We start from the raw sequence: 14,357 nt of genomic DNA, 5'->3' as shown, positions 1-14,357 counted from the left end.
CATTATGATCAAAGAAATACAATTACGCATTCTTCCGGAAGAAGCTGCGAACGAACAGGCTATCAAACAAGTTATTTTTCATGAAACGGGGATAAAGCCTGATGAAATTCATGCGGTTCGTATCCTAAAACGATCTGTAGATGCCCGTCAACGAACGATTTATGTCAATCTGAAACTGCGTTTGTTTGTCGATGAAACTCCGGAGGATAAAGCCTATCAGGAAATTGCTTACCGGGATGTAAGTCAGGGAAAACAAGCCGTAGTGGTGGGCGCCGGACCAGCCGGTCTGTTTGCTGCGCTTCGTTTGATTGAACTGGGGGTACGTCCGGTTGTTATCGAGCGGGGAAAGGATGTGCGGGAACGCCGGAAAGATATTGCCCGGATTAGCCGTGAGCAAACGGTAGATCCTGAATCGAATTATAGCTTTGGCGAGGGGGGAGCGGGGGCTTACTCGGATGGGAAATTATATACCCGCAGTAAAAAGCGCGGCTCGGTAGAACGTATTTTGAATATCTTCTGCCAGTTCGGAGCCGATGAGTCGATCTTGTATGATGCCCATCCGCATATCGGCACAGACAAACTACCACGGGTTATTGAAAATATGCGGGAAAAGATTAAGGCGTGTGGGGGAGAGGTCCACTTTCAGACACGTATGGACGCCTTGGTAATCCGGAACAATGAGGTGGTTGGTATTCAAACAAATACAGGACAGCTTTTTCAAGGTCCAGTTATTTTAGCAACCGGTCATTCGGCGCGTGATGTTTATCGGTATTTGTATGATTCCCGGATTTCTATAGAAGCCAAAGGACTCGCTATGGGCGTGCGTTTGGAGCATCCTCAGCAGTTGATCGACCAGATTCAGTATCATCGCAGAGAAGGCCGGGGCGACTATCTTCCGGCTGCAGAGTATAGTTTTGTAAACCAATCCGGCGGCCGGGGAGTCTACTCCTTCTGTATGTGTCCGGGCGGTTTTGTGGTTCCGGCGGCAAGTGGTCCGAAGCAGGTTGTTGTCAATGGAATGTCCCCCTCTAACAGAGGTTCTCAATGGGCCAATTCAGGAATGGTTGTCGAGGTACGTCCGGAGGATTTCGGGCTGTTTTCGGCAGAGTTACAATTGGAAACAAATGATGATTACCCATTGAAAATGATGATGTTACAGGAGAAATTAGAGGAGCTGTGCTGGATCAATGGCGGAATGAAGCAAACAGCACCTGCTCAGCGGATGACCGACTTCGTAGAAGGACGGAATTCTTTTGATTTACCAAAATCTTCCTACTCACCGGGTCTCTTAGCCTCTCCGATCCATTTTTGGCTTCCTGCTCAAATTTCAACGAAATTGCGGGAAAGTTTCTGTCATTTTGGAAAAATCTCAAAAGGCTTTTTGACAAAAGATGCCCTATTGATCGGTATGGAAACGCGCACTTCTTCGCCTGTCAGAATTTTACGTAATCACGATTCACTTCAGCATGTCACTTTGAAAGGACTGTTTCCATGTGGCGAAGGAGCCGGTTATGCGGGTGGAATTATCTCTGCCTCCATTGATGGGGAGCGGTGTGCAGAAAATCTTGCCGAAAAATTATAGTCCCTTATAAAAAGCTTGTTTGCATTTGTAACTTGTCAGTATTTAACAGGGTTTGCAATAAAAAAGTAAATCTCCTCGTTCTTTTTCTGTTTTTGATTGAGGTATATTTTGGGCAGAGGTAGGTCTGTTTTTTGTTAGAGGTACGTCTAAACGAATTTAGACGTACCTCTAAATCGATTTACACCTACCTCTAAATTATTTTAGACGTACCTCTAACAAAAAAGTGTTCCGGATGTTTCGGGAAACTGTAATAGAAAGTGCTGAAATATTGTTTGGATGCAGCATATAGAGTTGAGGATAATACCTTTTGAACTCTTCTTGATTTGACCTTTTATGGGCTGAAACTGTCTGTTTATATGAATTCTTCTATAATTAACCTCCTTTGCCGGGATAGAATTACAATTGTAAATCCCGTTTGTTCTCTTTTTGTTCGGCGGGAAGGGGTTATGCATAGAAAAAGAGTTGTTTTCTACTAAACCTGTCGATGTGATTTTTCTTTTGAGTTTCTATTTTTATCGGAGCCGGATGATGCGAATTATTATTCCTGTGTAGATAATGATCAAATAACAATGAGAGGAATGAAGGATGGATCACTCATTTGTGGATTATTTATTACCGACTCTACTCTTTTGCTGATTTGAATGATCTTTGTTTAGATTTAAGGGAAGATGTTGCATTTTTGTGAAATAAAGTTAAGTATCAAGGGTTTTCACCCGGTGATATGGATCTTTTCTTGCATTGCCGAGAGTGTGTTGTTTGTCTTTTTTATTGATAATCAATTAGATTGATTGTTTTATAAAAGAATGTTAAGGCAATTGGTTATTTAACGGTGATACGGATAATTTTAATATCTTTCTTAGGGCGGTTGTAGGCATCTTTAGGCTGATTAGCAATCAGATCAATGATTTCTAATCCTTCGGTAATCTCTCCAAAAATGGTATATTCCCCATCCAGGTGATGACTTCCTCCGATTGTGGTATAGGCCTCTTTTTGTTCTTCACTAAAAATCAGGTGGCCAGGAGTCGCACGAAGTACCGAATCCACCTTCATATTCACCTCTTTAGCCCAGTTGTTATATGCCACAGGATCAGCCTCTTTTAACGAATCCATCTCTTGTTTGTACGGATGATAGAATTCGTTCATCGCTTTACGGCGTATCGGAACATTGGCGATAAGTTGCAATGTATCGAGTTCTCCGGGGCGATACACCTTTCCCTGGACAATGAAAAACTGTGAGGTGTCTGATTTTTTCTGTGGATTTATATCATCGTTTTGTCGTGGAGCAGCGATTACTCCTTTTTTATGAAAATGGTTGGGTTGCATCTCCGGCAGTATTTCTGCATTTCTGTCACCGAAACCGATACGCGCTCCGGCCGGTGCATTTTTTGAATCGGGCGCTCCTCCTTGTATCATAAACTCTTGAATGACACGGGTAAACAATGTGTTGTTGAAATCGCCTTTGGTTGCTCTTTGGGTGAAGGCTCGAACATGATTGGGCACGTCATCGTAGAGTATCCCGTTCATGGTTCCAACGCTTGTTTCAATGGTGACTTGTTTTTCCTGAGCGAACAAATTTGCTGAAAAAGAAACTGTTATACAGGCTATTGAAAGTAAAAATTCTTTTCTCATATTGATTAGAAACATCGGATATAGGCTAATGAATAGGTGTCATATAATCGGTCTTTCATTCCGTGATTGTACCGAAAGGAAATGATATTTTTCTTGATTTCATACGATAAATGATTGCGCAGAGTCATCGGTCGGTCTCCGTTTTTCTCATATCCATGGAAACCCGAAAGATCGCTTGTAAGCGTGAAATGACGATATATACCGGTCAATCCGATCCCATAAGAGATCGCATCATTTTGTCTGTGAACCATATCATTGGTCATCCAGCAATAAAACCCGACGAGTCCTTGCATTCGCAACGTGAATTGCTGATTGGTAGACTGATATAGGTTTTTACCTAATGTCAGATCAAACCAATAGGCCGCAGCATCGGTAAAACGAGCGTCGCATAAACGTCCGCCACTCGCCGTTTTAAGATTAAAACTGAACATGGCATCCACCCATTTTTCGCTCTTTAATAGTTGAAAAAGTCCGGATACAACGATGTCTCCATTGTATGAGATGGGGCTGGTCACGTCGACAGCATTGCGTTCATCGCGTGTTTCTGGAGTCATTTTGTAGTCCTCTTTGTATACGAAACTCACTTCTATTGCGGCACGTCCACGCACGATGGGCAAAAAGAGACGGCCGTATAGATCCTTGGTCTTATCGCCGGAATAGTAGTGATATTCCCCCCTGACTTCCGCTTCAAAGCGTGAACCGACCAGGCCTGAACGGAGTTCCGGAATAGGAAAGGCATTTGGTCCGAAATAGCGTGGAGAGTAGATTAACAGTTCGGTTTTATCTCTCCAATCGGCAGATAACGTAAAGCTAAAAAGAATTGAATAACAAAGGAGCAATGCACAACGGCGCAGTAAAATCATATCAGTTTATATTTCTTTTTCAGTGCAAAAATATATAATTCACAGGGAATTATTACATTTGTCTGTATAATTAAACGAATGTATATCATGAAAAAACACACCGTATGTAAATTTTTTTTCCTATTGACCGTATTGTTTGCGGCTGGAAACCTGTTTTCACAGAAACCCATCAAAACGCTCCTAATTACAGGACAAAACAACCATAATTGGCAAGTTAGCCATTTAGTCATCCAGCAGATTTTGGAAAATTCCGACCTATTCACCGTTACGTTTTCGGTCTCTCCGGAGAAGGGGAGTGATATGTCAAATTTTATAGTCGATTTTACTCCTTATGATTTGGTCGTTTTAGACTATAATGGAGATGCCTGGCCGGAAGAGACAAATCGCCGTTTTCTTGAGTATATCAATAATGGAGGAGGGTTAGTTATTTATCATGCGGCGGATAATGCGTTTGTTAACTGGAAGGAATTCAATGAAATATGTGCACTGGGCGGTTGGGAAGGACGTAATGAGAAGGCTGGTCCTTATGTTTATTGGCAAGACGGTCGGCTTGTGAAAGATCATACACCGGGAGTCGGTGGATCACACGGACGCCAGCATGAGTATGTAATGAATAGCCGTGAAGCCAATCATCCGGTGATTCAAGGATTGCCATTGAAGTGGCGGCATGCGACAGATGAATTGTATGATCGGATGCGTGGTCCGGGTAATATTGGCTCACTCTTGTATACAGCCTATTCGGATAAAGAAACCGGCGGTTCCGGACGTGAAGAACCGTTGGTCTTTACTGTTGATTATGGGAAAGCACGTATTTTTCATCTGATGTTAGGACATGCGGGGCCGACAGTCGAGGATTGCCTGGCGATGCAATGCACCGGTTTTCAAGTGTTATTGTTAAGAGGTGCTGAATGGGCGGCTACAGGAAAAGTAACCCAGGCTATTCCTCATGATTTTCCGACGGAAACGACAGTGTCATTGCGTAAGTTGTATAAAATGCCTTAATTTAAAAATAGTCGTAAGAAACCGTCTTCAAGAATGAACCGGTCGTCGTGATCAGCCAGAAACCGGATGACCATAATACTTTTTTCTGCAGGAAAGGGGAGGGCGTTGACCAGTTCCCGGATGGCTTGTGGTTGATCATCGATTGTTTTTAGTAACGTATCTCTGATTTGATTGAATTCGTGATTGCTTAAGCCCGAATCGTTTTTAGCGAGACAGGTATCGCAGATTCTACAATCTATAGACTTTTTTTCTCCGAAATAAGCGAGGAGCAGACGACTCCGGCAGGCATGTTCCTCGTTGATGTAATCGAGTACTTTATGTATCCGCTTTTCAAATCGTTCTTTCCGCTCTTCGTAGGCAGAGCGGGGTATGGTTAGGTATTTTTGTTCTTCTCTTGTTTGTGTATAGATGATTAACGGAGTTTTTTTCTGTGGGATATAATGGACGATCCTGTATTTGGAAAGTGCGGTTAAGATCTCGTAGATCTCCCGGTAACTCATTCCTGTCCGGGTGGCAATGACCGATTCATCAATGTATACGTAATCGGCAAAAAGACCGGTGTATGAACGAAGAATTGTTTGTATGACTTCATCAGTTCGTTTATCCTGATGCAGATACTTATAGAGGTCGTCCCGGGTTGCAACAAACATTAGGCGGGAGGTTTTGTCTAATTCTTCGGTGTATTCGATGTATCCTGATAGTTCCAATATTTTAAGTGCATGATGGGTTGGCAATTGAGAAAACCGATATGCCGCACAGAAATCGGATAAAGAAAAATCATGAACAGTCTCTAATCCATAGCCTACAGCTATTTGATAATAGTTTCCTAAAGCTTCGTAAACACGATGGATAAATGTTTTGTCCGGATATTCATCAGCTAATCGTTTTTTTAAGGTTGCATTGTCGGTACCGGAACAAAGGGCTACGGCATACGCTTTCTGCCCATCCCGTCCGGCTCTTCCGGCTTCCTGGAAGTACTCCTCCAGTGATCCGGGCATATCCATATGGATTACCAAACGAACATCTGGTTTATCGATACCCATACCAAAGGCATTGGTCGATACGATCACACGACATTCGTTGTTTTTCCAACGGTTTTGTTTATGCGTTTTTTCTTCGCGATTAAGACCTGCATGGTAAAAATCGGCTGAGACCTGTTCACCTGTGAGGATTGTCGCTATTTCTTTGGTGCGTTTACGATTACGCACATAAACTATAGCGGTTCCTTTTACTCTTTTTAATATCTGGATAAGTGAATTGATTTTGTCTTCTGTTTTCCGGACGGTATAGGAGAGATTAGGTCTGGCAAAGCTTGTCTGAAATAGATTTTTCTCTTTGAAACCGAGTTTCTCCTGAATGTCGTTTACAACCTCGGGGGTAGCTGTTGCCGTAAGGGCCAGAACCGGAATGTCGGGTAATTGTTTGCGCACCTCTGTAATTCTCAGGTAGGAAGGACGAAAATCATACCCCCATTGAGAAATACAATGGCTTTCGTCTATAACAAGGAATGAGACTGTCATAGCCTCCAGTTTGCTGCGGAATAGATCCGTATTTAGACGTTCGGGAGAGACGTAAAGGAATTTGTAGTTGCCAAAAATACAGTTTTCCAACTGGGTGATGATCTCCTGGCGGGTCATTCCGGAATAGACAGCGGTAGCTTTAATACCTACCTTCCGGAGGTTATCTACCTGATCTTTCATTAAAGCAATTAAAGGGGTTACAACGATGCAAACCCCCTCCATAGTGAGCGCAGGCACCTGAAAGGTGATTGATTTCCCTCCACCGGTAGGCATAAGTCCCAAGGTGTCTTTTCGGGCACAAATGGAATGGATGATCTCTTCTTGTAGGGGACGGAAGGTTTTATATCCCCAGTATTTCTCTAATATTTCATGGTAGATATCCACCTGTTTTTATCGGTCAGTTGGGCTTAATGTCTTTAATCATCAGTTGAATAGAGGTATTCCCGTTGTAGGTGTTTTCTTCTATGGTGTAACAAATATCAAAAGGTCTCATCTTTTTGATATGATCATTAAATTGGTGCATCCCAAATGCAATACCATGAATAGGGGTGTTGGATGTATCATCGATCAGTTCGAGTTTTATATGTTCCAGATCTTTACCAACCAGCTTACTTGTCCCAAAATCTCTGACATTCTTGGTACAGAAAACGGGTTTTTGATTATCCGGTCCAAACGGACTCATTTTTTTGAGGTCATGCATCAATTTGGAATTGATCTCTTTGAAATCAAGAACGGCATCAATATCAATCTGTGGAGTCATTTGTTCGGGAATAATCTCTGCAGCGGCCAATTCGAGGAATCGATTGGTGAAAGCTTCCAGATTATCCTCTTTCAAAGAGAGACCGGCAGCATAGGTATGACCGCCGAAATTTTCCAATAAATCACGGCAACTCTCAATAGCTTTGTAAATGTCAAAACCTGTTACAGAACGAGCAGATCCGGTGATCAATTCGGATGATTTGGTAAGAACCACTGCCGGGCGATAATATTTTTCCGTTAACCGCGAAGCGACAATACCAATGACTCCTTTATGCCAATTTTTATCGTAAACAACAATGGCCTTGCGATCTTCCATATTGGTAAACTGATCAATAATCGCATTGGCTTCATCAGTTATTTTTTTATCTAATTCCCGCCTTTCATCGTTGTATTGATTGATATTTTCACTTTTCTCACGAGCGGATTTGCTGTCCTTGGCCAATAATAGGTCAACGGCCTCTTTTCCATTCATCATTCTTCCGGATGCATTGATACGGGGGCCAATTTTGAAAACGATATCACTAATCGTAATCTCTTTCCCGTTCAGTCCGCAAATATCGATGATCCCTTTTAATCCCATGCTGGGATTATTATTTAATTGTTTTAACCCGTAGTGAGCGAGTATCCTGTTCTCTCCAGTGATCGGAACGATGTCGGAAGCTATACTGACAGCGGTCAGGTCTAACAATTTTTCGAGATCCGAAAAGGGGAAGTTATTGCTTTGAGCAAAAGCCTGCATGAATTTAAAGCCGACACCACAGCCGGATAAATGATCATAGGGGTAAGTCGAATCTATTCTTTTTGCATCAAGGACGGCTACAGCATCAGGCAAAACATCATCAGGCATGTGATGGTCGCAGATAATGAAATCGATCCCTTTCTGTTTGGCGTATTCGATTTTTTCGATGGCTTTGATACCACAGTCTAAAGAGATGATTAAAGTTATTCCGTTTTCAACGGCATAATCAATGCCTTTATACGAGATGCCATACCCTTCATCATAGCGATCAGGAATATAATAATCCAATGTGGAAGAAAATGGACGTAAATACCTGTAAACTAAAGAAACAGCAGTTGTTCCGTCCACGTCGTAATCTCCGTATACTAAAATTTTTTCTTTGTTCCCCAGCGCTTTATTTAACCTTTTCACCGCTTTCTCCATGTCTGGCATTAGAAACGGGTCGTGTAAGTCATTTAGGTTAGGTTTAAAGAATTTTTTTGCTTCTCCTACAGAGGTAATATCACGCTGAATAAGCAAGAGTGCAATCGTGGAACTGATCCCTAACTTTTTCGCTAACTCATCTGTTTTATGTAATTCTTCTTCTGTTGGAGTTTGAAAGTTCCATTTGTTTGTCATTATATATTATTTTTCTTTTTTTTATTTGATGTATTATATTCCTGTAAATCAATCTGATTTGTTATTGGATATAATTAAATCCGTAAAGTTAGAAATTATTCATGGGATAATAGCTATAGCTTGAGTAAAATAGTTTTGTTATTATTATTTTTTTATAATCCTGAATGATTGTACTTTTGTACAAATTTGTGCATTTTATGACGGAAGATATTAATAAAGCCTGTCAGATTCTACAGGCTGGAGGTTTAATCCTTTATCCGACCGATACGATATGGGGTATCGGTTGCGACGCAACGAACGAAGAAGCTGTCCGGAAGATCTATACATTGAAGAATCGAACAGATCATAAAGCGATGATTGTTTTACTGGATAATTCGGTGAAATTGGAGACTTATGTTACCGATGTTCCTTCGATAGCCTGGGATCTGATAGAGGTTTCAGATAAACCACTGACCATTATTTATTCAGAAGGTCGTAATCTGGCGAATAATCTGTTGGCAGAAGACGGAAGTATCGGTATCCGTATTACAAATGAAGCTTTTTCAAAGAAATTATGTGAGCGTTTTCGTAAACCGCTGGTATCAACCTCTGCCAATATCAGTGGAGAGCCTTTTCCTGCAAATTTTACTGAGATATCAGAAAAGATAAAAAATGGCGTTGATTATATAGTCAACTATCGACAGGATGATCAGCGCAAGGTTCAGCCTTCAGGTATTCTTAAGCTGGGATCGGGTGGGTTGATTCAACTTATAAGGTAACTCAGTAATGAACAAGAATTTACAGCGAAGTAAATATATATTGACAGATTTAATCACTGCAGCTTTGGCATGGTTGATCTTTAATCTGGTACGGTATTATGATGTAGCTGTAGATCAAGGTTTCAATTCATTACATTCCTTTTTGTTATATTATCAGGTGTTAAAAGGTCAGATTATTATTCCTTTTTTCTGGCTTGTGCTTTATTATTTTTCCGGCTATTACAATAAACCTTTCGGAAAATCCCGGTTAAAAGAGTTTTTTTCTACTTTATTGACCGTTCTTATTGGAGTCGTACTGGTTTTTTTCGTAGTTGTGCTCAATGATCTGCCCCGTTCGTTTGAGATCTATTATGAACTATTCTTTGCCCTATTAGGTATTCAGTTTTTTATGACCTATATCCCCCGTCTGATCATCACTCAGAATGGAATTCGGAAAATCAAACGAAGAGATTGGGCGTTAAGTGTATTGATCATTGGTGCCGGGAAGAAAGCCGCCAAGGTTGCAAAGGAACTCTATGATGCCGGTTATGAAATTTCCGGATTTATATCGGAAGACTCTTCGCATATAAAAGTGGATCACAAGAAGGTATTCGGAGGCTTGGATGATCTTCCTGAAATTATGGAGAAAAATTCGATCCATGAACTGGTTATCGCAGTAGAATCGATGAAAACGGAGAAACAACTGGATATTCTTTATTCGTTATACCGCTATAAGTGTCCGATTAAAATGTTGGTTGATAATTCGAACATATTATCCCGGGTAAATATTAAAACGATCTATGGAGCACCCTTAATCGATGTGACGGATAATAACTTTTCAGAAGCAGAAAAAAACATCAAATTATTTTTGGATAAATTCGTTTCCATAATCGCGTTAATTCTACTACTTCCTGTCTTTATTTATCTTGCCCGGCGTGTGAAAAAAGACTCTCCGGGTCCCGTATTTTTTAAACAGGAACGCATTGGGTATAGAGGTAAACCTTTTATGATCTACAAAATTAGAACGATGTATACGGATTCGGAAAATGACGGTCCGTTACTCTCTGCGGAAAACGATCCGCGTATCACTCCTTTGGGGCAAATCATGCGTAAATACCGTATCGATGAGTTGCCTCAATTCTGGAACGTACTGAAAGGAGACATGTCGTTAGTCGGTCCGCGTCCTGAACGGAAATTTTATATCGATCAAATCGTTAAAAAAGCACCTTATTATTATCTGTTGCATAATGTTCGTCCCGGAATCACCTCTTTAGGCATGGTTAAATATGGGTATGCCGGAGATGTAGAAGAGATGATCGAACGGTTGCATTATGATATCTTATACTATGAAAATATGTCTCTGACTTTAGATATTACAATTCTGATTAATACGGTTAAAACGGTAGTTACCGGTAAAGGTATATAACAATGGCAAAAGAAAATCTTTTTTATCAATTTCTTTCCTGGCGTGACAAACATATAAAGGAAAAGCATTTTATCCTGATTGTAAGTTTTTTGGTGGGGATATGTACCTCGGCGGCAGCTATTTTCTTAAAACAGTTGATCCATTTTATCCAACATCTATTAACAGGCAATTTTAATGCCGACCAGGTCAATTTTCTCTATTTATTGTATCCGGTTGTAGGGATTCTGCTTGCCGGGCTTTTTGTGAAATATATTGTACGGGATGATATCAGTCATGGGGTAACAAAAATATTATATGCCATCTCTCAACGGAAAAGCAGGATAAAACCTCATAATACCTGGTCCTCGTTAGTGGCAAGTTCGGTTACGATCGGTTTTGGGGGCTCTGTAGGGGCGGAAGCGCCTATCGTATTGACGGGGGCGGCCATAGGGTCAAATCTGGGACGACTGTTCAAAATGGAACAGAAAACATTGATGCTTCTGGTCGGTTGTGGAGCTGCAGGGGCCATTGCCGGAATCTTTAAAGCACCGATTGCCGGGTTGGTTTTTGTGATCGAAGTGTTGCTTTTAGATCTGACGATGACTTCTGTTTTACCACTATTGATCTCTTCCGTAACAGCAGCAACAGTCTCTTATATCTTTACAGGCACAGAGGCTATGTTTAAGTTTTCGCAGACTGAGATTTTTGAAATAGAACGTATTCCGTATGTGTTGTTGTTAGGAATCTTTTGCGGATTAGTCTCGTTATATTTCACCCGTGTGATGAATAAAGTAGAAGGTGTCTTTCGAAAACTAAATGTGTATTGGAAAAAGTTTCTGTTAGGAGGCGTTCTGTTGAGTGTGTTGATCTTTCTTTTTCCTCCGCTATATGGTGAAGGATATGATACCATCGGTTCCTTGTTAAATGGCCAGTTTGCTAACATCATGGATAAGAGTTTGTTTTATGAATGGAATAGTTCATATTGGGGAATTCTTGTTTTTCTTGTACTTATTCTTCTGACAAAAGTATTTGCTTCCAGTGCGACAAATGGAGGAGGAGGTTGCGGGGGTATATTTGCACCAAGTTTATTTCTGGGCTGTATCGCCGGTTTTATATTTGCTCATACCTCTAATTATTTCGAATTCACCCGCTATTTGTCGGAGAAAAACTTTGCTTTACTGGGTATGGCCGGGATTATGGCTGCTGTGATGCATGCCCCTCTTACCGGAGTGTTCCTGATTGCCGAATTAACCGGAGGTTATGATCTTTTCTTGCCCCTGATGATCGTATCCATTAGTTCGTATATCACGATATTGATGTTTGAACCTCATAGCATTTATTCGATGCGTCTGGCACAAAAAGGGGAGTTGCTCACCCATCATAAAGATAGAGCGGTATTAACGTTGCTAAGCAAAGATAGTGTCATTGAAAAGGATTTTCAGACCGTCTTGCCCCAGATGTCATTGGGAGATATGGTAAAAGTTATCGCCAAGAGTTCCCGTAATATGTTCCCGGTGGTCGACGAAAAAGGCAAACTGTTAGGGATCGTACTATTGGATAATATCCGTAATATTATGTTTCGACCGGAATTATATGAACGTTTTCATGTGTCCAAATTCATGGTTTATCCACCCGCTAAAATACGTTTGAATATGCCGATGGATCAGGTGATGAAAATCTTTGATGATACAAAAGCCTGGAATCTGCCCGTTGTAGATGAAGCGGGACTTTATATCGGTTTCATGTCGAAATCGAAGATTTTTAATTCGTATCGTGAAGTTTTAGTGGATCATTTTTCAGAAGAGTAATAGCAAAAAGAGATGAAAAAAGAGGATTTACGTATTGTTTACATGGGGACTCCCGAATTTGCAGTGGAAAGTCTGCGCGTTTTAGTTGAAGAAGGGTATAATGTGGTTGGGGTGGTCACTGTTCCGGATAAGCCGATCGGCAGACATGGAAGTGTATTGCAACCCAGTCCGGTGAAAGAATATGCGGAATCAGTCGGTTTACCGGTTCTGCAGCCGGAAAAACTCAAAGAAGAGTCGTTTTTATCGGATTTACGTGCTTTAAATGCCGATCTACAAGTTGTTGTAGCCTTTCGGATGCTTCCGGAAGTTGTATGGATTATGCCGCAGTTTGGTACCTTCAATTTGCACGCCTCTTTATTACCGCAATACCGGGGAGCCGCTCCAATCAATTGGGCCATCATCAATGGTGAAAAAGAAACCGGGGCTACCACCTTTTTTCTGACGCATGGTATGGATACGGGAAAAATCATTCTTCAGAAACGTATACCTATCGAAGAGACAGATAATGTCGGTCTGGTTCATGATAAATTGATGGCGTTAGGAGCAGAGTTAGTTGTTGAAACGGTACATGCTGTTTTGGAAAATAATGTTAAAACATTTGATCAAAGCGAATTTTACTCCGAAGAAACCGAACTTTTTCCTGCTCCAAAGATTTTTAAAGAAACCTGTCGGATCGACTGGACACAACCAATCCAGAAGATTTATGATTTCATCAGAGGCTTATCGCCTTATCCGGCAGCATGGACCCAGTTGAAGGCTCCGGATGGGAGCGTGCAAACATTAAAAATTTACGATACGGAAAAAATAGTAACCGTCCACCATTTACCTGTCGGCACTCTAAAAGCCGATCAGAAGAATACACTGGAGATCGCCGTTAAGGATGGTTTTATCCGATTATTGTCTTTGCAGATTGCCGGAAAAAAACGGATGAAGATATCTGATTTTCTCAATGGATTCAAAGAAATCCAAACATATACAGTGGAATAGATGAATCAGACCAGAAAAATTATATACATTGTTTTAGGGACTGTTTTTTTGATTTTGGGTGCTATCGGTATTTTTCTGCCTTTATTGCCAACCACTCCTTTCTGGCTGCTTACTTGCTGGTTTTATATACGCAGCTCCGAACGTTTATACGAACGGGTGATGAGTAACCGTTATTTTGGTTCGTATATGAAAGCTTATATGGTGGATAAAGCGATTCCGAAGCGAGCGAAAATAGTTTCGTTAAGCGTCATGTGGGCATCAATCCTGTTCGCCGTCTTTTGCCTGATAAAACCCCTGTTAATAAAAATTTTGTTAATACTAATAACTGTCGGTGTAACCGTACATATTCTATCCTTTCCAACCCGTAAAGAATAGGTTTCTGATTAAAAATCTGATATTCCACTCTTTATCTCCTCTAGAAGCGATAAGGAGTAATCAATCTGTTAAAATATCTTTAAAATTGCTCTATTATATCGATTGATGCCGGTAAAATCGCTTTTCAATATGATATCTTTCTATTATTGTACAGTTCTTCCGCTTCAGCTCTATTATTTATTTTTGAAAGATTCAGCTTCTATTTCCGATGTTATCCTATAGAAATAAGAACATTATTCTGTCCCGTCCTAAAATTGGTTGTCAAGTTTGACTGTTTCTAAGTTTCGAAAAAGACCAAAACACTCATGGTCCTTAAAAGAGTTTACAAACATA

At 40.8% G+C, this 14,357-nt stretch carries 11 protein-coding genes; 7 read left to right on the top strand and 4 right to left on the bottom strand.

Annotated features, from left to right (window positions below; translation table 11 throughout):
- Positions 1–4 precede the first annotated feature (4 nt).
- Complete coding sequence (locus tag M2135_RS13470; protein ID WP_280749042.1) at positions 5–1,582, top strand: FAD-dependent protein; 1,578 nt, start codon at positions 5–7, stop codon at positions 1,580–1,582.
- An 819-nt stretch (positions 1,583–2,401) separates the two neighbouring features.
- Here M2135_RS13470 and M2135_RS13465 read toward each other — a convergent pair.
- Positions 2,402–3,211 (bottom strand): peptidylprolyl isomerase, encoded by an 810-nt coding sequence (locus M2135_RS13465; protein ID WP_280749041.1) that lies wholly within the window; start codon positions 3,209–3,211, stop codon positions 2,402–2,404.
- Positions 3,212–3,216: 5 nt separating this feature from the next.
- A complete protein-coding gene (locus M2135_RS13460) occupies positions 3,217–4,074 on the bottom strand; it encodes a hypothetical protein (protein ID WP_280749040.1) in 858 nt (285 codons plus the stop codon).
- 87 nt (positions 4,075–4,161) lie between these two features.
- On the opposite strand from M2135_RS13460, the gene M2135_RS13455 reads away from it, so the two are divergent.
- Positions 4,162–5,076 carry a ThuA domain-containing protein gene (locus tag M2135_RS13455; protein ID WP_280749039.1) on the top strand — a complete coding sequence of 305 codons (915 nt, stop codon included), beginning with the start codon at positions 4,162–4,164 and terminating at the stop codon, positions 5,074–5,076.
- Here M2135_RS13455 and M2135_RS13450 read toward each other — a convergent pair.
- Both M2135_RS13450 and recJ read right to left on the bottom strand, forming a co-directional pair.
- Positions 5,073–6,980, bottom strand: coding sequence for an ATP-dependent DNA helicase RecQ (locus tag M2135_RS13450; protein ID WP_280749038.1), 1,908 nt, complete (start codon positions 6,978–6,980; stop codon positions 5,073–5,075). The two genes, M2135_RS13455 and M2135_RS13450, sit on opposite strands and share 4 nt — an antisense overlap.
- Positions 6,981–6,993: 13 nt before the next feature.
- On the bottom strand, positions 6,994–8,712 hold the full coding sequence (gene recJ / locus M2135_RS13445) for a single-stranded-DNA-specific exonuclease RecJ (protein ID WP_280749037.1): 1,719 nt from the start codon (positions 8,710–8,712) through the stop codon (positions 6,994–6,996).
- 197 nt (positions 8,713–8,909) lie between these two features.
- Here recJ and M2135_RS13440 point away from each other — a divergent pair, with 197 nt between their 5' ends.
- The 5 genes from M2135_RS13440 to M2135_RS13420 are packed head-to-tail and all read left to right on the top strand — an operon-like array spanning position 8,910 to position 14,024.
- A complete protein-coding gene (locus M2135_RS13440) occupies positions 8,910–9,470 on the top strand; it encodes an L-threonylcarbamoyladenylate synthase (RefSeq protein WP_280749036.1) in 561 nt (186 codons plus the stop codon).
- Positions 9,471–9,477: 7 nt separating this feature from the next.
- Positions 9,478–10,875, top strand: coding sequence for a sugar transferase (locus M2135_RS13435; protein WP_280749035.1), 1,398 nt, complete (start codon positions 9,478–9,480; stop codon positions 10,873–10,875).
- A gap of 2 nt (positions 10,876–10,877) precedes the next feature.
- Entirely contained in the window at positions 10,878–12,662 is a 1,785-nt protein-coding gene (locus M2135_RS13430) for a chloride channel protein (protein WP_280749034.1), read from the top strand.
- 12 nt (positions 12,663–12,674) lie between these two features.
- Entirely contained in the window at positions 12,675–13,649 is a 975-nt protein-coding gene (fmt, locus tag M2135_RS13425; protein WP_280749033.1) for a methionyl-tRNA formyltransferase, read from the top strand.
- The gene (locus M2135_RS13420) at positions 13,650–14,024 is read left to right on the top strand and encodes a YbaN family protein (protein ID WP_280749032.1); all 375 of its coding nucleotides are present in this window, start codon (positions 13,650–13,652) and stop codon (positions 14,022–14,024) included. It abuts the gene before it with no gap.
- Positions 14,025–14,357 lie beyond the last annotated feature (333 nt).

Origin of the sequence: Parabacteroides sp. PF5-9 (genome assembly GCF_029893105.1) — a bacterium.
In the GTDB taxonomy this organism is placed as follows: Bacteria; Bacteroidota; Bacteroidia; order Bacteroidales; family Tannerellaceae; genus JARXWG01.
This window is presented reverse-complemented; position numbering and strand designations above follow the sequence as displayed.

Excerpts from the sequence above, each read along its gene's own strand:
- M2135_RS13440 (WP_280749036.1), top strand. The coding sequence starts at position 8,910 with ATGACGGAAGATATTAATAAAGCCTGTCAGATTCTACAGGCTGGAGGT.
- recJ (WP_280749037.1), bottom strand. The coding sequence starts at position 8,712 with ATGACAAACAAATGGAACTTTCAAACTCCAACAGAAGAAGAATTACAT.
- M2135_RS13420 (WP_280749032.1), top strand. The coding sequence starts at position 13,650 with ATGAATCAGACCAGAAAAATTATATACATTGTTTTAGGGACTGTTTTT.
- M2135_RS13455 (WP_280749039.1), top strand. The coding sequence starts at position 4,162 with ATGAAAAAACACACCGTATGTAAATTTTTTTTCCTATTGACCGTATTG.
- M2135_RS13465 (WP_280749041.1), bottom strand. The coding sequence starts at position 3,211 with ATGAGAAAAGAATTTTTACTTTCAATAGCCTGTATAACAGTTTCTTTT.
- M2135_RS13470 (WP_280749042.1), top strand. The coding sequence starts at position 5 with ATGATCAAAGAAATACAATTACGCATTCTTCCGGAAGAAGCTGCGAAC.
- fmt (WP_280749033.1), top strand. The coding sequence starts at position 12,675 with ATGAAAAAAGAGGATTTACGTATTGTTTACATGGGGACTCCCGAATTT.
- M2135_RS13460 (WP_280749040.1), bottom strand. The coding sequence starts at position 4,074 with ATGATTTTACTGCGCCGTTGTGCATTGCTCCTTTGTTATTCAATTCTT.
- M2135_RS13435 (WP_280749035.1), top strand. The coding sequence starts at position 9,478 with ATGAACAAGAATTTACAGCGAAGTAAATATATATTGACAGATTTAATC.
- M2135_RS13430 (WP_280749034.1), top strand. The coding sequence starts at position 10,878 with ATGGCAAAAGAAAATCTTTTTTATCAATTTCTTTCCTGGCGTGACAAA.